At 65.5% G+C, this 18,610-nt stretch carries 21 protein-coding genes; 10 read left to right on the plus strand and 11 right to left on the minus strand.

Features of this window, described 5'->3' with window-relative positions:
* Positions 1-47 precede the first annotated feature (47 nt).
* Positions 48-1,421 carry a ribosome biogenesis GTPase Der gene (gene der, locus ASE70_RS16305; RefSeq protein ID WP_055995905.1) on the plus strand — a complete coding sequence of 458 codons (1,374 nt, stop codon included), beginning with the start codon at positions 48-50 and terminating at the stop codon, positions 1,419-1,421.
* Positions 1,418-1,615, plus strand: a complete 198-nt coding sequence (locus ASE70_RS16310; RefSeq protein WP_056507141.1) for a sulfurtransferase TusA family protein — start codon at positions 1,418-1,420, stop codon at positions 1,613-1,615. The genes der and ASE70_RS16310 overlap by 4 nt, the downstream gene beginning before the upstream one ends.
* Positions 1,616-1,889: 274 nt before the next feature.
* Here ASE70_RS16310 and ASE70_RS16315 read toward each other — a convergent pair whose 3' ends face one another.
* Both ASE70_RS16315 and ASE70_RS16320 read right to left on the minus strand, forming a co-directional pair.
* Complete coding sequence (locus tag ASE70_RS16315) at positions 1,890-2,660, minus strand: glycosyltransferase family 2 protein (RefSeq protein ID WP_056507144.1); 771 nt, start codon at positions 2,658-2,660, stop codon at positions 1,890-1,892.
* Positions 2,657-3,712, minus strand: coding sequence for a glycosyltransferase (locus ASE70_RS16320; RefSeq protein WP_056507147.1), 1,056 nt, complete (start codon positions 3,710-3,712; stop codon positions 2,657-2,659). Before ASE70_RS16320 ends, ASE70_RS16315 begins: the two co-directional genes overlap by 4 nt.
* Positions 3,713-3,789: 77 nt before the next feature.
* On the opposite strand from ASE70_RS16320, the gene ASE70_RS16325 reads away from it, so the two are divergent.
* Both ASE70_RS16325 and ASE70_RS16330 read left to right on the plus strand, forming a co-directional pair.
* Positions 3,790-4,566, plus strand: coding sequence for a glycosyltransferase family A protein (locus ASE70_RS16325; RefSeq protein WP_056507150.1), 777 nt, complete (start codon positions 3,790-3,792; stop codon positions 4,564-4,566).
* On the plus strand, positions 4,563-5,561 hold the full coding sequence (locus tag ASE70_RS16330; RefSeq protein WP_056507153.1) for a hypothetical protein: 999 nt from the start codon (positions 4,563-4,565) through the stop codon (positions 5,559-5,561). Before ASE70_RS16325 ends, ASE70_RS16330 begins: the two co-directional genes overlap by 4 nt.
* A gap of 3 nt (positions 5,562-5,564) precedes the next feature.
* Here the strand turns inward: ASE70_RS16330 and ASE70_RS16335 are convergent, their stop codons facing one another.
* Both ASE70_RS16335 and ASE70_RS20040 read right to left on the minus strand, forming a co-directional pair.
* Positions 5,565-6,020 (minus strand): hypothetical protein, encoded by a 456-nt coding sequence (locus tag ASE70_RS16335; protein ID WP_056394688.1) that lies wholly within the window; start codon positions 6,018-6,020, stop codon positions 5,565-5,567.
* Between the two features lie 78 nt (positions 6,021-6,098).
* Complete coding sequence (locus tag ASE70_RS20040; protein ID WP_156347242.1) at positions 6,099-6,254, minus strand: hypothetical protein; 156 nt, start codon at positions 6,252-6,254, stop codon at positions 6,099-6,101.
* Positions 6,255-6,439: 185 nt separating this feature from the next.
* Here ASE70_RS20040 and ASE70_RS16340 point away from each other — a divergent pair, with 185 nt between their 5' ends.
* Positions 6,440-9,295, plus strand: a complete 2,856-nt coding sequence (locus ASE70_RS16340; protein WP_056507156.1) for a M16 family metallopeptidase — start codon at positions 6,440-6,442, stop codon at positions 9,293-9,295.
* An 11-nt stretch (positions 9,296-9,306) separates the two neighbouring features.
* Positions 9,307-9,609: a hypothetical protein gene (locus ASE70_RS16345; RefSeq protein ID WP_056394693.1), complete on the plus strand. Its 303-nt coding sequence runs from the start codon at positions 9,307-9,309 to the stop codon at positions 9,607-9,609.
* A gap of 296 nt (positions 9,610-9,905) precedes the next feature.
* Here ASE70_RS16345 and ASE70_RS16350 read toward each other — a convergent pair whose 3' ends face one another.
* Positions 9,906-11,216 carry an NAD(P)/FAD-dependent oxidoreductase gene (locus ASE70_RS16350; RefSeq protein ID WP_082451092.1) on the minus strand — a complete coding sequence of 437 codons (1,311 nt, stop codon included), beginning with the start codon at positions 11,214-11,216 and terminating at the stop codon, positions 9,906-9,908.
* 316 nt (positions 11,217-11,532) lie between these two features.
* On the opposite strand from ASE70_RS16350, the gene ASE70_RS16355 reads away from it, so the two are divergent.
* Both ASE70_RS16355 and ASE70_RS16360 read left to right on the plus strand, forming a co-directional pair.
* Positions 11,533-12,165 (plus strand): outer membrane protein, encoded by a 633-nt coding sequence (locus ASE70_RS16355; protein WP_056394695.1) that lies wholly within the window; start codon positions 11,533-11,535, stop codon positions 12,163-12,165.
* A gap of 155 nt (positions 12,166-12,320) precedes the next feature.
* Entirely contained in the window at positions 12,321-12,923 is a 603-nt protein-coding gene (locus tag ASE70_RS16360; protein WP_056507159.1) for a hypothetical protein, read from the plus strand.
* A gap of 56 nt (positions 12,924-12,979) precedes the next feature.
* Here the strand turns inward: ASE70_RS16360 and ASE70_RS16365 are convergent, their stop codons facing one another.
* On the minus strand, positions 12,980-13,288 hold the full coding sequence (locus tag ASE70_RS16365) for a hypothetical protein (protein ID WP_056394699.1): 309 nt from the start codon (positions 13,286-13,288) through the stop codon (positions 12,980-12,982).
* 176 nt (positions 13,289-13,464) lie between these two features.
* Between ASE70_RS16365 and ASE70_RS16370 the strand changes: the two genes are divergently transcribed.
* Entirely contained in the window at positions 13,465-13,800 is a 336-nt protein-coding gene (locus ASE70_RS16370; RefSeq protein WP_235520006.1) for an HNH endonuclease, read from the plus strand.
* Between the two features lie 370 nt (positions 13,801-14,170).
* On the opposite strand, the gene ASE70_RS16375 is transcribed toward ASE70_RS16370, so the two are convergent.
* From ASE70_RS16375 to ASE70_RS16385, 3 genes are read right to left on the minus strand one after another with little or no spacing between them, the layout of a single operon-like run.
* Entirely contained in the window at positions 14,171-15,220 is a 1,050-nt protein-coding gene (locus tag ASE70_RS16375) for a ribonucleotide-diphosphate reductase subunit beta (protein ID WP_055995868.1), read from the minus strand.
* A 4-nt stretch (positions 15,221-15,224) separates the two neighbouring features.
* Positions 15,225-15,476 (minus strand): hypothetical protein, encoded by a 252-nt coding sequence (locus tag ASE70_RS16380; RefSeq protein WP_056507162.1) that lies wholly within the window; start codon positions 15,474-15,476, stop codon positions 15,225-15,227.
* Positions 15,452-15,655, minus strand: coding sequence for a hypothetical protein (locus tag ASE70_RS16385; protein ID WP_056507165.1), 204 nt, complete (start codon positions 15,653-15,655; stop codon positions 15,452-15,454). Before ASE70_RS16385 ends, ASE70_RS16380 begins: the two co-directional genes overlap by 25 nt.
* Positions 15,656-15,708: 53 nt before the next feature.
* Here ASE70_RS16385 and ASE70_RS16390 point away from each other — a divergent pair, with 53 nt between their 5' ends.
* A complete protein-coding gene (locus ASE70_RS16390; protein ID WP_056507168.1) occupies positions 15,709-15,984 on the plus strand; it encodes a DUF2171 domain-containing protein in 276 nt (91 codons plus the stop codon).
* 68 nt (positions 15,985-16,052) lie between these two features.
* On the opposite strand, the gene ASE70_RS16395 is transcribed toward ASE70_RS16390, so the two are convergent.
* Positions 16,053-16,427: an endonuclease domain-containing protein gene (locus ASE70_RS16395; RefSeq protein WP_056507301.1), complete on the minus strand. Its 375-nt coding sequence runs from the start codon at positions 16,425-16,427 to the stop codon at positions 16,053-16,055.
* A gap of 110 nt (positions 16,428-16,537) precedes the next feature.
* Complete coding sequence (locus tag ASE70_RS16400) at positions 16,538-18,436, minus strand: ribonucleoside-diphosphate reductase subunit alpha (protein WP_056507172.1); 1,899 nt, start codon at positions 18,434-18,436, stop codon at positions 16,538-16,540.
* Positions 18,437-18,610: the final 174 nt, after the last annotated feature.

Consider the following 18,610-nt stretch of genomic DNA (forward strand, 5'->3'; position numbering starts at 1 on the left):
CCCCTTACGCCCTACTATCGCGGCAACCCCGCACCCCAGGAATTCCCATGCCTTTACCCGTCGTCGCCATCATCGGCCGTCCCAATGTCGGCAAGTCGACGCTGTTCAACCGGCTGGTCGGCAAGCGGCTGGCGCTGGTCGACGATCAGCCGGGCGTGACCCGCGATCGGCGCGAGGGGGAGGCGTCGTTGCTCGGCCTCGACTTCACCATCGTCGACACGGCGGGGTTCGAGGATGAGGACGCCGCGACCCTGCCGGGGCGGATGCGGATGCAGACGCAGGCGGCGGTCGAAATGGCCGATGTCGCGCTGTTCATGATCGACGCCCGCGCCGGCATCACCCCGCTGGACGAGGAAATCGCCCGCTGGCTGCGCTCGGCCGACGGCACGGTCGTGCTGGTCGCGAACAAGGCGGAGGGCCGCGCGGGCGAGAACGGCGTGCTCGAATCGCTGGCGCTGGGCTTTGGCGATCCGGTGCAGATGTCGGCCGAACATGGCGAGGGCGTCGCCGACCTGTTCGACGCGCTGCGCCCCTATGTCGAGCGCGAGGATGAACCAGAGCCCGAGGATGAAGGCGAGTTCGACCCCGAAACCGCGGTTCTCAAGCTCGCGATCGTCGGTCGCCCGAATGCGGGCAAGTCGACGCTCATCAACCGTTTCGTCGGCGAAGACCGCCTGATTACCGGTCCCGAAGCCGGCATCACCCGCGATTCGATCGCGGTCGACTGGGAATGGACCGCCCCCGATGGCCGCGTCCGTCCGGTCCGGCTGATCGACACGGCGGGGATGCGCAAGAAAGCGCGGGTCCAGGAAAAGCTCGAAAAGCTCTCCGTCGCCGACGCGCTGCATGCGATCGACTTTGCCGAGGTCGTCGTGCTGCTTTTGGACGGTACCCGCGGCCTCGAACTGCAGGACATCAAGATCGCCGACCGCGTGCTGCAAGAGGGCCGCGCGCTGGTGATCGCGCTCAACAAATGGGACATCGCCGAACATGCCTCGTCGCTGTTCAACGGCGTGAAGGGCGCGCTTGACGAGGGATTGGCGCAGGCACGCGGCGTGCCACTGCTGACCGTCTCGGCCGCGACCGGCAAGGGGCTGGACGTACTCATGCAGGCCGCGTTCGAAACGCGCGAGGCATGGGGGCGCCGCGTTTCGACCGGCCAGCTCAACCGCTGGTTCGACCGCGCGCTGGAGGCGAACCCGCCGCCCGCCCCCGGCGGCAAGCGCATCAAGATGCGCTACATCACGCAGAACAACATCCGTCCGCCCAGCTTCGTCCTGTTCGGCACCCGCGTCGATCAGCTGCCCGAAAGCTACAAACGCTATCTTATCAATGGCATCCGCAAAGAATTCGGCTTCGGCGCGGTGCCGGTGCGTCTGAACATGCGGGCGCCAAAGAACCCCTTCGACCATAGCAAGTGACCCATATCAACGCCCGCGGCATGCGCTGCCCGTGGCCCGCCATCCGGCTGGCCAAAGCGCTGCGTGACGGGGCGACGATGGTGGAGATCGAGGCCGACGACCCAAAGGCAGCGGGCGAACTGGCCAGCGCGGCGAGCGCGGTCGGGGCGCGGCTAGAGGTCGTGCGCGAAGGCTTGTTCCGAATAGAGCGATAGGGCCTGCGGCTCATCACGCCCACCGACCCGTCACCCTGACCCTTGCGCGGCTTCCTCCCTCTCCCACCGGGAGAGAGAAGGGGCCCGTCCGGCGCAGCCGGGTGGGAAGAGTGAGGGCGATCCCGGGTGACGAGAAACGACTCTGTCCTACAACCGCCCGACCATGCCATACCCTTCGGCGTTCTTTCTCACCGCCGAACCCGCCTCCCGCAACGCCACGATCCGCGACGCACCGAAACGCCCGCAAGTGTGACCTTTGTGACCTTTGAAAACGCTACGGCTGCGCTTCCCAAGGTTTATCCCGCAAATTCAGATGCGTAATCCCCCGCGCCTGCAACCGCGGCCCGAGGAACCGGTAGAAATACCAGTCCTTCGCGGCAAACGGCGTCGCATGGTACAGGACCCGCTCGGCCAGCGTCCATCGCACCCGCCGCCGGTCCGACCGGCGCGGCGACGGCTTGGCCCAGAAGCGGAAAGGATAGACCACCCGCCCGAGCTTGGCGACGCGCTGCATGACCTCATGGTCGAGCAGGACATAGGGCCAGAGCGCTTCCGAAAAGCCGCCCGCTTTCACCAGCGCCTGCGTGCGAAACGCCTGCCCGTACCCACCGGTATGCGTCTGCTTCGGCAGCAGCCGCGTCACGATCCCCGAATAGAGCGCCCGCCGCAACGGCTGCCCCGACGCATCGACCCCCATCGCCATCACTGCCACGACGCGCCGGTCGGCATCGAACGCCCGTTCGGCCTCGGCCAGATAGTGCGGCGGGTACCAGGTATCGGCATCGCCGAACGCACAGAATTCGGTGGTCAATTCGGCCATCGCCGTTTCCAGCGCGTGGATCTTGCCCGGCCGCGCTTCGGACCGATGGATGACCTCGATCCCCGGCATGGCGAACCCGCGCGCGACCGCATCCGATCCGTCGGTCGACCCGTTATCGACCAGTACCAGCCGAAACGGCACCGTCTGTCCTGCCAGCGCCGCCAGCGTCGCCGGCAGGAAATCGACTTCGTTGTAATAGGCGATGACGAACGTCCAGCGCGTCACGCCGCGACCTCGATCAGCGTCCGACACGCCGCCTCCGACGATCGCGGCCCGTGCGTCGCGACCGCATGTGCCCGCGCCGCCGCACCCATCGCCTCGACCGCCGCCGGGTCGGCCAGCAGGGCAGCGACCTTGTCGCGATAGTCATTGTCCCGAACCAGCAGCCCGCACGTCTCGGGAATGACATCCGCTCCGATCCGGTCGTCGAACGCCACTACCGGCAGACCGCACGCCATCGCCTCCGGAATGGCGCGCGGGAAATAGTCGCGGCGTCCGGCATGGAAGAACAGCCGCGCCTGCGCCAGCATCACCGGCACCTGCCCGTTGGGAACGTGCCCCAGCCATGCGACCTTCGGAAAGCGTGCCCGCAGTTCCGCCGCCTGCGGTCCGTCGCCGATCACCGCCACCCGCATGGTCTCGGCCAGCGCCGCGATCTCGTCGAACTTCTTGTACGGGCTCAACCGGCTGGTGGCGATCACGTCGAACCGCTTCCCGGCCGCCATGGGCGCGAAGCGATCGGTGTCGATCGTCTTGGGCAGCCGCTGCATCCGTGCCGCCGGCACCGACCGCCGCCAGAAACGCCAGCCGGGATGGGTCAGCTTCGCCTCCTGTACCGATGTTTCGGGAAAGACGAACGCGGCATCCGGCACGATCCGGCTCCAGTAATCGCCGCCGATGATGACCGCGAACCGCCGCCGATCGGGCCGCAGCACCCGGTCGAACAGGTCGAACCCCGCCCCGCCATTGCTGCCGACCAGCACGAACAGATCGGCCGGATCGGTGCGCGCTGCCGCGACCATCGTATCGCTCACCTGATCGCGCGTTTTGGCGGTCGGATTCGACGGCGCGAACAGCCGGATCGGGTAGGGTGCGACCCCGTCCAGGGCCGCAACGGTAGTGAGGGATGCGGGGGCCAGTGCCCATAGCTCGCTCTCGACGCCCAATTTGGTCAGGATGCCCGGCATCCGCTTGTCGCGATTGTCCCAGCGGAGCCATTCGGCGGTATCCGCGACGCCGTGATGGCTGGGATAGGTCAGGACGAAGATGATCCGCATCGCCGTTCGGCTACCAGTGCGGGGTCGACAGCGCCACCCGATTGTCGAGTGCGCATGCTGCGGCTAAGGCGCTGGCGATGAACTGGTCGGATGACGGCGCGCGGGTAAGCTGCGTGATGGTGACCGCGAACCGTGCCGCGCTGGCACGGCGGGCGGTCGACTGTTTCCTGCGGCAACGCTGGGCGAACCGCGAACTGGTCGTCGTCGATGACGGCGATCAGGATTATACGCCGCTGTTCGCCGACATCCCCGCCGACCGGCTGATCTACCACCGTGTCGCCAAGACGCCGGAGACGACGCTCGGGCGTTTACGCAACCGCACACTCGACCTCGCCCGCGGATCGATCGTCGCACAGTGGGACGATGACGACTGGTATCACCCCGACCGGCTCGCGCGTCAGGTCGCGGTGCTCGAACAGGGCAAGGATGCCTGCGTCCTGCGCGGCACGTTGATGCATCTCGACGCGCCCGGCTGGTTCGATCACCCCTATGTCGGCACGCTGGAGCCGGGCGTCCCGGGCAGCATCGTCCACCGTGCCGATCCGCGGGCACGCTATCCCGAAAAGCGGCGCGGCGAGGATACCGATTTTCTTGGGGCTTGGCCGATCGACCGCATCGGCGTGCTCGACGCACCCGGCCTGTTCGTCCGCGCCTTCCACGGATCGAACACCTGGGACCGGACCCATTTCGAACGCCGGGTCCGCAACACGCCCGCCGCCGCGATCGAATATGCGCTGCGCTCGCTGCTGCCCGGGGGCACGTGGCGGCATTCGCGCTTTCGTCTCGATCCCGAGACGCGCTCGGCGTTCGAGACGTTCGTCGCCGATTCGCGCAGCGCCGGAGTGTTCGCTTGACCCTCGCCGAACATGGGCAGCGGCTGCACTTGTGGTCGCAAACCCCGGCGGCCGCGTGGGCAGGCAAGGTGTTCCGCGCGCTGTTCTTCGTCGGCGTGCTGTTGTGGCTGGTGCTGAAAGTCCGCGCGATCGGGTGGAGCAACGTCGCCGCCGCGCTGCCGCGCACGCCGTGGTTCTACATCCTGTTCGTCGTGATGTTCATGGCGCTGCCGGTGTCGGAGGTCTGGATCTTCCGCCGCCTGCTCGGACGACCCCTGCCGGGTGCGCTGCCGGTGTTCGTGCGCAAACGGGTCTTCAACTCGGCCTTCGTCGGCTATTCGGGCGAGCTCTACCTGTTCGTCTGGGCACGCCAGCGGCTCGGCATCGCGTCCAAGACGCTGCTGCTGGCGATCAAGGACAATGCGATCCTGTCCGCGCTGGCATCGGCGGCGATCACCTCGGGCTTGCTCATCATCTTCATGGCGACGGGGCGCGCGAAATGGATCGCCGACTGGCTGCATTCGGCGGGGGGCGTGATCCTCGCCGGGCTGCTCGTCGCGGCGTTCCTGACGCCGTTGCTCTTGCGGTTGCGGAACCAGATCCTGTCCGTCCCGTGGCGCGTCGCGGGCACCGTGCTGGCGATCCACGTCGCCCGGATCCTGATCGTCGTGCTGTTGCAGGCGACGCAATGGGCAGTGGTGCTGCCCGATCAGTCATGGGGCGTGTGGATCACCTTCCTTACGGTGCAGATGGTCATCAGCCGCCTGCCGATCGTGCCCAATCGCGACCTGCTGTTCCTGTCGGCGGCGTTGGAGATGAGCCACATCATCGACGGTCCGCGCGCGGCGATGGCGGGATTGCTGCTGGCAGGCGGCGCGCTGACGCAGGGGAGCAACCTGCTGTTCTTCCTGCTGACCAGCTTCGAACGCCGGCGCGGGACGTTGCCCATGGCCGAACCCGATCCGGCGTTCGAAGCGGCGGTCGCCACGCCGGCGGTGCCGCCGGCGGGCGAATAGCCGTTACGCCTGCGCCCGCTGGCAGATGAAGCGCGACAGTTCCTGCCGCAGCGGCAGTCCGGCGGTCGGGCGAAGCGGCCCGTCATGGGCGACGTTGGTTTCGACATGGGCGCGCGTGTCGGCGACCCCGACGACGTGGAACAGGTCGCGTTCGCAATCCACTTCGGTGCGGGCATAGACGAAGCGGTCACCGCGCTGCTGGCGCAGGATCGCGATCGTCGTGCCGACGGCGGTTTTGCGCTGGCGCAGCAGTTCATAGCGCGACTGTTTGTCCGACGGCGTCGGGATCACCGTGCCTTCCAGCGGATAGCGTTCGATCCCGTTGCCGGCGATCTCGGTCTCGACCAGATGCCGCAGGTCGACCTGCTCCGTCGCGTTGGTCGACGGCGCGCTGTCCCCCGACGTTCCGCACGCGGTCAGCAGCGCCGCGCCTAGCAGGGCGGTCATCGATCGGATCATGGAACACATACCTTTCTACCGGGACCAATAGCTGTCCGCCAATATGTCGCGACGCGCCGTCAACTGCCGCGCGAAGGGTCACCGCGATCGCAATGCGCCGACCGCGGTCAGAAAGGCGATGCCCCCCATGGCCAGCACGAGCCCGCCGATGTCTTCCCAACCGATCGCCATCAGGCGGTCGACCTTGTCGGACAATGGCAACATCGTGCGAAGCGTTTCGAATGGAATGGTCATTGCGCGTTGCAACATAATCACGGATCGCGGGATGAGAACCGCCAAAGCGGCCGATCGCTCCCAAGACATCATAAGTTACATCCGCGTAAGAATAGGGGGAGGCATCGGCAACGTGATGACGCTTGCGCGACACAAAACCACCCCATACACCGTCATTCCGTTTATCGATAATGTTGGGGGGTTCCATGTTTCGTACCGTCGCGTCCGTCCTGCTCGCGTCCACGGCGCTTGTCGGGCCCAGTGCCTTTGCCCAGTCCACCGCGCCCGCGCCGATCAAGGCCGCGCCGCTGTCCGCACTGGTCGCGCCGGTGAACATTCCGTACGAGAAATTCACGTTGCCGAACGGCCTGACGGTCATCACCCATACCGATCGCAAGGCACCGATCGTCGCAGTGTCGGTATGGTACGACGTCGGGTCGAAGCATGAGCCGGCGGGGAAGACCGGGTTCGCGCATCTGTTCGAACATCTGATGTTCAACGGTTCGGAAAATGCGCCGGGAGATTTCTTCGATCCGCTGCGCTCGATCGGTGCGACCGACCTGAACGGCACGACCAGCTATGACCGCACCAATTATTTCGAAACGGTGCCGAAGCCCGCACTCGACCGCGCACTGTTCCTTGAATCCGACCGCATGGGCTATCTGCTCGGCGCGGTGACGCAGGGCGTGCTCGATGAACAGCGCGGCGTCGTGCAGAATGAAAAGCGGCAGGGCGACAACCAGCCCTATGGCCTGGTCCGCTACAAGATGACCGAGGGTATCTTCCCGGTCGGCCACCCCTATCGCCATTCGGTGATCGGTTCGATGGCCGATCTGGATGCCGCCAGCCTCGACGACGTGAAGAACTGGTTCCGCGGCCATTACGGCCCGAACAATGCGGTGCTGGTGCTTGCCGGCGACATCGACGCCAAGACGGCTCGTCCGCTGGTCGAGAAATATTTCGGTGCGATCCCGAAGGGGCCGGAATCGGTCCTGCCCAAGATCGACGTGCCGACGCTGGCCGCGCCGGTGCGTGAGGAGATGAAGGACCGCGTCGCCGCGACGATGATCATGAAGGTCTGGCCGGTGCCGGGCCTGAACGATCCCGAAGCGCCCGCGCTCGACGTGGCGATGACCGCGCTCGGCGGGCTTGCCTCCTCGCGGCTCGACAATGAACTGGTCAAGCGCGACAAGCTGGCGGTGCAGGTATCGGCCGGCGTCCAGTCGCTGTCGCAGGCGGGGATGATCGTCGTCCGCGCGGTCGTCCGCCCCGGCGTCGATGCGAAGCTGGTCGAGGCGAAGCTCGATCAGATCATCGCCGACTATCTGCGCACCGGCCCGTCCGCCGACGAAGTGGCGCGCGTCGCCACCACCAACGTGTCGGGCACCATTTCCGGCCTCGAATCGGTCGGCGGCTTCGGGGGCAAGGCGGTCGCGCTGGCGCAGGGGCAGCTCTACTCGAACGATCCGGGCTTCTATAAGAAGGAGCTGACCGCGCTGGCGACGATGACGCCGGACCGTGCCCGTGCCGCCGCGCAAAAGTGGATGTCGCGCCCGGCCTATACGCTGGTCGTCGTTCCCGGTGCCCGCGAAGGCTATGAAGAGGCGAAGGCGGTGCCCAAGGTCGCCGACAACAGCGTACCCGCCCCGGCCGAAGGCCCGGCCAAGGGCACGCGCGGCGCGATGCCCGCCGTGCCCGATGCCGGCGGCCAGTTGCAGTTCCCCATAGTGACGCGCAGCCGCCTCGCCAACGGCATGGAGTTGGTCTACGCCCAGCGCACAGCCGTTCCGGTCACGCAGGTGTCGATGGCGTTCGACGCCGGGATCGCCGCCGACGTGTCGGGCAAGCTCGGCACCGCCGGCATGACGATGGCAGTGCTCGACGAAGGGACCACCACCCGCAATTCGATCGCGCTGGCCGAGGCGAAGGAAAAGCTCGGCATGTCGATCTATGGCGGCAATTCGGCCGACCAGACGACGATCGGCTTCTCGACGCCCAGCGCCAATCTGAACAGCTCGGCGCTGTTGTTCGCCGACGTGCTGCGCAATCCGGCGTTCGATCCGGCCGAAATCGAGCGGGTGCGCGGTCAGGTGCTGGCGCAGATCGGCCAGCAGCGGACCAATCCGCAGGGGCTGGCCGACATGACCCTGCCGCCGCTGCTCTACGGCGCGGACTCGCCCTATGCGAAGCTGGCGGCGGGCGTCGGTGATCCGGCGGCGGTCGCGTCGCTGACCCGCGGCGATCTGATGGCTTGGCGCGGTGCGTGGCTGCGGCCGGACAAGGCGAAGGTCTTCGTCGTGTCCGACCGTCCGCTGGCCGAGGTGCAGGCCGCGCTCAACGCCGGTCTCGGCGACTGGCGCGCGACCGGTACCGGCGGCACCAAGACCTTCCCGGCACAGCGCGCGACTACCACGCCAAAGATCGTTCTGATCGACCGGCCGGATTCGCCGCAGTCGCTGATCGTCGCGGGACAGATGACGCCGGTACAGGCCAAGTCGGACACGCTGGCGGCGACCACCGCCAACACCGTGCTCGGTTCGGGCTTCCTCAGCCGGATCAACATGGACCTGCGCGAAGCGAAGCACTGGTCCTACGGCGCGGGCGGTGGCTATCGCCTGATGCAGAACGCCGTCCCCTATGTCATCACCGCCCCGGTGCAGGCCGACAAGACCGGGCCGGCGATCGCGTCGCTGCGCGAACAGATCAGCGGCTTCCTCGGCAAGCAGGGCGTGACCCAGGTCGAGTTCCAGCGGTCGATCGACGGCGAAACCCGTCAGCTCGCCGGCACGTACGAAACGTCGGGTGCGGTGCTCGGCGCGATGCAGTCCAACGACTTCCTCGGCCGGCCCGACAATTATCAGGCGACCTTGCCGCAAAAATATCGCGCGCTCACCATCCCGCAGCTTGACGCTGCGGCACGGCGGGCACTCGATCCCGATCGCTTCGTTTACGTGGTCGTCGGCAATGCGGCGACCGTCCGTCCGCAGCTTGACGCGCTCGGTCTGCCGGTGGAGGTGGTAGCGGCAACGCCGCCGTCCGCTCCGGCCGCCGCGGCAAAGTAAGGAGAGCGAAGATGGCGAATGTCGATGGCAGCTGGAACACGATCACCAAGTCGCCGATGGGCGACCAGCAGGCGACGCTGACCGTCAAGAGCGACGGCGGCACCTTCACCGGCAGCTATTCCGGGGCGATGGGATCGACCGAGATCACCGATGGCAAGGTCGATGGCGACAAGCTGTCGTGGAAGGTTGCGATTGTCGTGCCGATGCCGATGACGCTCGACTGCGAAGCGACGGTCGAGGGCGACACCATCTCTGGCACGGTCGGCGCGGGCGCGTTCGGCAGCTTCCCGATGGCGGGCAATCGCGCCGGCTGATCGCGCGACGATAACGGGAACGGCCCGTCCGCAGTCGATGCGGGCGGGCCGTTTGCGTTTGGCGGTGCCTGCGTCCGAAACCGTGTCCCCGCGCAGGTACGGCGAGCAGGCAATTTGCGATTGGTTGCGCCGTCACCCCAGACCGTATCCCCGCGCAGGCGGGGACCCAAAGTGAAGGAGCGGAACGCCCTTGGCTCTGGACCCCCGCCTCCGCGGGGGTACGGCTGATCGGCCATTCATTCGACCGGCCGCAGTGTCTGGACCCTTGCCCCCGCGGGGTACGACCAGTGCCTCGGTTACTCCGCCGCCCGCGCTTCCGCCTCGATCTCCGGCAACCCCGCGGTGCGCGGGCGCTCCCCCGGATCGGGCGCATAGCCGGTCAGCAGCCGCGCGCCCCGGCCATAGGTGAACCACGACCACGCCCAATGGACATAGACCGACACGCGGCTACGAAAATCGACCAGGAGCATCAGGTGGACCAGCGACCATGCCAGCCACGCGATGAAGCCGTTCAGCTTCAGCCCGGCAATCTCCGCCACCGCGCGCGACCGGCCGATCACCGCCATCGTCCCGTAATCGCGATATTTGAACGTGTCGTCGGCGTTCTGCCCGGCAATTTTCGCCGCGATCAGCTTGCCGACGAACTGCCCCTGCTGCTTTGCGACGGGCGCGAGGCCGGGCAGGGGGCCATCACCGGTATCGAAGCTGGCGACATCGCCGATCGCAAAGACGTTGGGATGGCCCGGTACCGAACAGTCCGGCCGCACCTTCACCGCGCCGTTGCGCGCGGCATCGGCCGACAGCCATTCGGCCGCCGGGCGTGCTTCGGTTCCCGCCGCCCATAGCACCGCCGCCGCATCGATCCGCTGGTCGCCGACCGTCAGTCCGCGTTCGTCGATCGCCTGCACCTTCTCGCCGGTCCGCACCTCGACGCCGAGCGATTCGAGCATCGCGCGGGCCGCCTCCGACAGTGTCGGGTCGAACGCACCGAGGATATGATCGCCCATCTCGCACAACACCACCCGCGTCGCGCGCGGATCGACCCGGCTGAAATCGCGTGCCAGCGTCGTGCGCGCCAGTTCGGCGATGGTGCCGGCCAGTTCGACGCCGGTCGGCCCGCCACCGACGACGGCAAAGGTCAGCAGGCGTCGCAGTTCGGCCGGGTCGTCGCACTGCTCGGCCCGCTCGAACGCACCCAGCAATGCCGCCCGGATCGCCAGCGCATCATCGATCGATTTTAGGACGAAGGCATGGTCGCGCCAGCCATCGTTGCCGAAGAAGCTATAGCCCGCACCGGTTGCCACGATCAGGTAATCGAAGCGGATCCGCCGACCATTGGCAAGGCGGAGTTCGCTCGCCGCGGCATCGATCCCGCACGCCTCCGCCATCAATATGCGTGTGTTTTTATTGCGACGCAGCAGGGCGCGATTGGCCGTTGCGATGTCCGCCGGCGACAGCGCCGCGCCGGCCACCTGATACAGCAATGGCTGGAACAGATGGTGGTTGGTCCGGTCGATCAGCGTCACATCGGCATCGGTTCCCCGTAGCGCCTGTGCCGCGGCGATCCCGCCAAAGCCGGCACCCAGGATGATGATCTGGGGTCGCATACCGCCTCCATCCGCCATTTTCGCGAGTATGGCCGCACCGCGCGACCGGATCACCAACCCGTCAGGTCCACGATCGTTGCGGGCGTTGCCCCGACGTCGCGCCATCCTTGCCATATTGCCACCATGGTCCGGGCAGCGTCGCCATGGTTCGTTCATCGGGCTGAAAGATACCGTTGCCGTTATACCACACGAGGAAGTTTCATGACGACGGTGTTGCGATGCAATGCAACCTCGCCGGTGCTGCCGGGTTCAGATGGGCCACGGACAAACCGGCACAGCTTCGATGCCGGGACCGTAAACGCTGATGAGGTTTTGTATGCGTAAGCTTTTCACCGTCGCCGCAGCCGCTGCCGCGTTCGTGGCTGTCCCCGCTTTTGCGCAGGACATGTCGACCACGACGCAGGACACGACGGCCACCACCGAATCCGCCCCCGCCGTGACCGCACCCGACGGTACCAGCGGCATCGGTTTCGAACCATATATCGCCGTCATGGGCGGCTGGGAGCAGTTTGACTCCGAAGCCACCAAGGCCGGCATTCCGCAGGTCGCGCGTAACGACAAACTCAACGGTGCCCTGGTCGAAGGGATCGTCGGCTTCAACGTGCCGCTGGGCCCGGTGTTCGTCGGTGCCGAAGGCAGCGTCTCGAAGGGCGTGTCGGGCGACATCGATTGGGATTACGGCGCAGCCGGCCGTTTCGGCTTCCGCGCGGGTGACTCGGGCCTGATCTATGGCAAGGTCGGCTATCGCTGGGTCAATTTCGACCGGTTCGGCACCGCCAGCCGCGACTATCACGAAATGACCTACGGTGCCGGTTTCGAAGTCGGTCCGAAGGATATCGGTCTCGGCGGCATCACCGGCAACTCGGGCGTCCGCCTGCGCGGTGAAGTGTCGACCTTCGGTTCGGCGCACAGCTTCCGTCCGATGCTGGGTCTGACGACCCACTTCTAAGCATCGACGTTGTTCGGGCGGGTCCGGCGTATCGGGACCCGCCCCGGTATCTGCGTACAGAATGAGGCTCCGGGCGATGGCTCGGGGCCGTTTTCCGTATGTTGCTTCCATCGGCCGAACGATGCACCGTCATAGCCCGGTCCGGGGGGCGTGACATGGCATGGCTGACCTATCTCGCGTTGGCGCAACAGGCGATAACGCCAGGCTATTTCCCGAAATCCTATGAAATGGCGACGGTCCGGTGCGAATTTTTCGGTCGATCGCTTCCGCGCCTCAGCGCCTTTGAAAGCGATTGGTACAGTGGTCAGTTGCGGGCGGCAGGCGAGCCATCGCTGCTTCGGCGCGCTTATGCCGGTCGTGCCGACAGCCTGCGCTTCCTCTGGTTGCGCAGCTTCGATCCCGCCGTCATCGTGCGCATCGACGGACTGGGCGGTGACAGTCCCCGACTGATCGCGGTCCAACTGGACGGCCTGGGTGGTGGCGAACCCGGTACCGTTCGCCGGCGGGTGATGCGCCCGCTCACGCAAGTCGAAGCAGTCGATCTGCGACGGCGACTGACCGTTCAGAATCCCTTCGCCTTGCCGATCGGCGCGAACCCCTGCGATGGCGGGATTGATGGCTCGCAATGGATCATCGAACGTGCCGCCGGGCACCGGTACAAAATGGTGAACGCATGGAGTCCCGAACGCGGGCCGATCCATGCCGCCGGCATCGCGATGTTGCGGCTGACCGGCTGGAAATTTACCGCCATCTACTGAAACAGGCCGCCGGGCGCGAACCCGACGGCCTGTTTCCCGTAGGACAACGGGAACGCTTATTCCTCGACGGTCACCCGACCGCGCCGGACCACCATGCCACGCTCCGCCATTTCCTTGCGGAAATCATGCTCGGCGTCGGCGACCTCGCGGCGATATTCGTGCCACGCATCCTCCCGCGACGATGCGTCCTTGGCGCGGCGCAGATCGCTGCGCAGTTCGCGCTTCGCTTCGGAGATGTCGGTCTTATAGTCGAGATAATAGGGGTTATAGTCCGAATAGACCGGTACCGAACGATCCTTGGCCAACGACGGCGTTGCGATACAGGCAGTCGCGGCTGCGGCGATCAACAATGGAAAGCGGTTCATGGGTTGTCTCCCTTTTCCTGAACTTGCCGCGATACAACCCGTACGGTTCGATGACGGTTCCTTCATCTGCCGTTCATCTGACGCGCAGGGATTGGTAACTTGGCAGTACATACAGGCGCTTGCCGAACGCCGTGGCGATACCGATCTGCATGGCGGACGCAGCAGGGGAAATGGAGATGGCCGGACGCGTGAAGCGCAAGGCAGGACTGGCCGCAGCCGAGGCGCTGGTCGTGCGCACGCTCGATCCGACGACCTGCGCGCTCTGCCGCCGCCCGATCGGCACGCAGGTCGAATGGCATCACCGCGTGCCCAAGAGCGAAGGCGGCCGCGAGACGGTCCCGGTCCACCCGATCTGCCACCGCACCATCCACGCCAGCGCGACCAACACCGAACTCGCCGGCCCGCTCGCCGATCTCGACACGCTACGCGACGTTCCCGCGGTCGCCAAATTCGTGAAATGGGTCGCCGACAAGCCCGCCGATTTTCGCGTACCGGTGCGGCGCGGGCGGTAGGAGCGCAGTCCACGCGCGCCTCGTCATCCCCGCGCAGGCGGGGATCCGTACACGCAACGCTTTAGGTTCCTGCCCAAACGCCAGTGTTGGAAGGGCTGCTCCGCCCGTCATCGAAGACGTGCTGCGGCAAGGGACCGAAATTCACTCTGTCCTACACGCTGGGCCGTCGTCATCATACTGCCGGGTCGTCGCGGCTCGCGCTCTTTGACACGGCAAATCGGATCGTCACGCCAATAGCGTGCGAGTGTGACCTTTGTGACCTTTGGATGGCGGGCACGGGCAAAGCCCGTGCCGTCGGTCGGCGCTTCCGGCACCGCCGGCCGCTCACGCCTACCGACTCGGGGCAGCGTGCGCAGCCCCTCGCCGGCGCTTACTCCGCCGCCACGCCCCCGAACATGTCGCCCATGCCGCTGGCTTCCTCGTTCGCCGGCGCGACCACCTTCGCCTTCTGCCGCTTGTCGAAGCCGTCCCAGACCTCGTTCCAGTTACCGCGCGTCGCCGCCTTCGAATATTCGGTCGCGCGCTGTTCGAAGAAGTTCGCATGCTCGACGCCATTCAGCAGCGGTGCCAGCCACGGCAGGGGGTGTTCGTCGATCAGGTAGATCGGCTTCATGCCCAGCTGCCCCAGCCGCCAGTCGGCGATATAGCGGATATATTTCTTGATTTCCTTCGCGGTCATGCCGTGGACCGGCCCCATTTCGAAGGCGAGATCGATGAAATTATCCTCCAGCCGCACCGTCGTCTGGCACATGTCGGCGATATCGTCGCGCACGGCGCGCGTCATGCAGTCGCGTTCCTTGCAGAAGGCGTGGAACAGCTTGATGATGCCTTCGCAATGCAGGCTCTCGTCGCGGACCGACCACGACACGATCTGCCCCATGCCCTTCATCTTGTTGAAGCGCGGGAAGTTCATCAGCATCGCGAACGACGCGAACAGCTGCAATCCTTCGGTAAAGCCGCCGAACATCGCCAGCGTCTTGGCAATATCCTCGTCGGTATCGACCCCGAAATTCTGGAGATAGTCGTGCTTGTCCTTCATCTCGCTATATTCGAGGAAAGCACCATATTCGCTCTCGGGCATGCCGATCGTGTCGAGCAGATGGCTGTACGCCGCGATATGCACCGTCTCCATGTTGGAGAAGGCGGCCAGCATCATCTTGACCTCGGTCGGCTTGAAGATGCGGCCATATTTTTCGTGGTAGCAGTCCTGCACCTCGACATCGGCCTGGGTGAAGAAGCGGAAGATTTGCGTGAGCAGGTTGCGCTCGTGCGGCGTCAGCTTCTGCGCCCAGTCGCGGCAATCCTCACCCAACGGCACCTCTTCGGGCATCCAGTGGATCTGCTGCTGACGCTTCCAGAAATCGAACGCCCATGGGTATTCGAACGGCTTGTACTGCTTGCGGGCTTCGGTGAGCGACATGGGGTTACTCCGAGTACGTCTTGAAGAGGAGGATAGCGGTCTGCGCAAGCGCCAAACCGCCGAGAAGCTGGTAGGTAATACGCGTCTTGATCCCGGGCTGGGCCGGTTCTGCCCCGATCCGCTGCAATTGTTTCAGCGTACGATCGACCGCCTGCTCTGGTCTGACAACGAGCCAAACGCCGGTTGCCAACGTACTGGCTATCGTCAGCCAGTTCACGAAATCTGGCCAGTTCACGACGCCGACCCCCACGACCATTGCGCGATCCCGAAGATCGTGAGGATGACCCCGAGCGCCAGTGCCATCATCCCGACCATGCCATGGGCATAGCGGCTTTGCTGCGTTGCCCGCGACCGGAGGCGCAGCAGCAGCAGCCATAGCCCGATGACGCCCGCTAAGAGTGCCACGCCGAGCATGATGAGTACGTTCAGCGTCATGCGACCAACTGCGGGGACGTGCGTTTGACCGCCGCCCCCAACGGAGAAATAGCATGGCCGATCTCAGCAACATCAACGAACATGCCGACGTCATCGGCGCCGACGGCGTCCATGTCGGCACCGTCGACCGCGTCGAAGGCGACCGCATCAAGCTGACCAAGAAGGACAGCGGCGCGCAGGTCGAAGGGGCGGACAGCTCGCATGAAGGGCATCACCATTATATCGACGGTGGCCTCGTCGCCGAGGTCGAGGACAACACCGTCCGCCTGTCCGCCAATGCCGATGTCGCGGTGACGTTCGAAACCGAAGAGGATGGCAACGCCATCTGACACCTTTCCCTCTCCCGGCGGGAGAGGGAGGGAGCCGCGCAGCGGCGGAAGGGTGAGGGCGGATCGGTTCACGCCGGTTCACCCTCACGCACGTTTGCCACTAGCGTGGCCAGACGCGCCAACACTCCGTCGAGATTAGTCAGCACGTCGTCATTCCAGAAGCGCTCGACCCGGAAGCCGTGTTGGTTGAGAACGGCTGTGCGGCGCGCGTCGTACACCGCATCGGCGTCATGCTGCCCACCGTCCACTTCGATGACCAAACCAGCCCGCACGCTCAGAAAATCCACGAAATAAGGGCCAACCGGGACCTGCCGCCGGAAGCGTAACTCCGGGAAGGTCTGACGCAGACCTGCCCACAGCTTCTTCTCCGCATCGGTCGCATTGCGGCGGAGATCGCGGGCGCGGCCGACCGTTCCGGACGGTTGATGTTGATACGTGCGCATCGCCCTCACCCTTCCGCCGCTAAAGCGGCTCCCTCCCTCTCCCAGTGGGAGAGGGATCATCGCCTAACCGCCACGCCGTCAGACAGGATCGCTGCGCGACCGCCGCCCGCTTACTGACAGGCCAGGCACTCGTCATAATCGGTCGTCTCGCCCAGATCGAACTTGGCCAGCTCGGACGTGTTGTCCGCCTCGACACCACCGGCGAACCCGGCGCGCTGCACCGACTTCGACCGCAGATAATAGAGCGATTTGATGCCCAGCTCCCATGCGCGATAGTGGAGCATCAGCAGGTCCCACTTCTCAACATCGGCCGGGATGAACAGGTTCAGCGACTGCGCCTGATCGATGAACGGCGCACGGTCCCCGGCGAGTTCGAGCAGCCAGCGCTGGTCGATCTCGAAGCTGGTCTTGTACGTGTCCTTCTCTTCCTGGCTCAGGAACTCGAGATGCTGCACCGAACCGCCGCGCTCGAGGATCGTGTTCCACACCGCATCACTGTTCTTCGACTTCGCGATCAGCAGCTTTTCGAGATACGGGTTCTTGACCGACCACGACCCTGACAGCGTCTTGTGGGTATAGATGTTCGCCGGGATCGGTTCGATGCAGGCGCTGGTGCCGCCGCAGATGATGCTGATCGACGCGGTCGGCGCGATCGCCATCTTGCAGCTGAACCGCTCCATCACGCCCATGTCGGCCGCGTCGGGGCAGGGGCCACGCTCGGTGGCGAGGTGCATCGACGCCTCATTCACCTGCGCGTTGACGTGGCGGAAGATCTTGAGGTTCCATGCTTTCGCCATCGCCCCTTCGAACGGCAGGCTGCGCGCCTGCAGGAACGAGTGGAAGCCCATGACGCCGAGGCCCACCGACCGCTCGCGCTCCGCCGAATAACGGGCACGCGCCATCTCGTCGGGCGCGCGCTCGATATAGTCGGTCAGGACGTTGTCGAGGAAGCGCATCACATCCTCGATGAAGCGCTTGTCGCCGTTCCATTCGTCCCAGGTTTCGAGGTTCAGCGACGACAGGCAGCACACGGCGGTGCGGTCGTTGCCGAGGTGATCCTTGCCGGTCGGCAGCGTGATCTCGCTGCACAGGTTCGACGTCGACACCTTCAGGCCCAGATCGCGATGATGCTTGGGCATCGTATTGTTCACATGGTCACTGAACACGATGTACGGCTCGCCGGTCGCCAGGCGGGTCTCGACCAGCTTCTGGAACAGCGAACGCGCATCGACGACCGCGCGCTGTGACCCGTCCTTGGGGCTTTTCAGCGCCCATTCGGTACCGTCGCGGACCGCTTCCATGAACGCATCAGGGATCAGCACGCCGTGATGCAGGTTCAATGCCTTGCGGTTGAAATCGCCGCTGGGCTTGCGGATTTCGAGGAACTCCTCGATCTCCGGGTGGCTGACGTCGAGATAGCAGGCCGCCGAACCGCGACGCAGCGACCCTTGCGAAATGGCGAGGGTCAGCGAATCCATGACGCGGACGAACGGGATGATGCCGCTGGTCTTGCCGTTCAGCCCGACCGGCTCGCCGATCCCGCGCACGCTGCCCCAATAGGTGCCGATGCCCCCGCCGCGCGACGCCAGCCACACATTCTCGTTCCACGTCTCGACGATGCCTTCGAGGCTGTCAGGAACCGAGTTGAGATAGCAGGAGATCGGCAGGCCGCGCCCGGTGCCGCCGTTCGACAGGACCGGGGTGGCCGGCATGAACCAAAGCTTCGAGATATAGTCGTACAGCCGCTGGGCGTGCGCGGCATCATCGGCATAGGCCGACGCGACTCGCACGAACAGGTCCTGATATGATTCGCCGGGCAGCAGATACCGGTCCTTCAGCGTGTCCTTGCCGAAATCGGTCAGCAGCGCATCGCGCGAATGATCGACCTCGACCGCGTGCAGCTGCGCATCGACCGTACGGCTGGTGCGCGCGGGCGGCGTGGCGGCGGGGGCCGGATCGGCGAATTGCAGTTCGTTCATCTGGGCATCCTGACTATCCTGGAAGGTCATCGTCCCGTTCCTCTTGTGTTCTAGCACGGAGCGATGCCCCTGTCGATTTCTACGGAACGTCCGCGCGCACCATCGCCCTTGACAAGCGTTGGCGGCATTGGAGGTTCCAGCAGGCGTAACACAATCCATAGCGCCCGTCCCGCGTCGGGCACCACTAATTGTAGGAAAGCGGTC

It is taken from the genome of Sphingomonas sp. Leaf22 (genome assembly GCF_001421715.1).
Taxonomy (GTDB): domain Bacteria; phylum Pseudomonadota; class Alphaproteobacteria; order Sphingomonadales; family Sphingomonadaceae; genus Sphingomonas.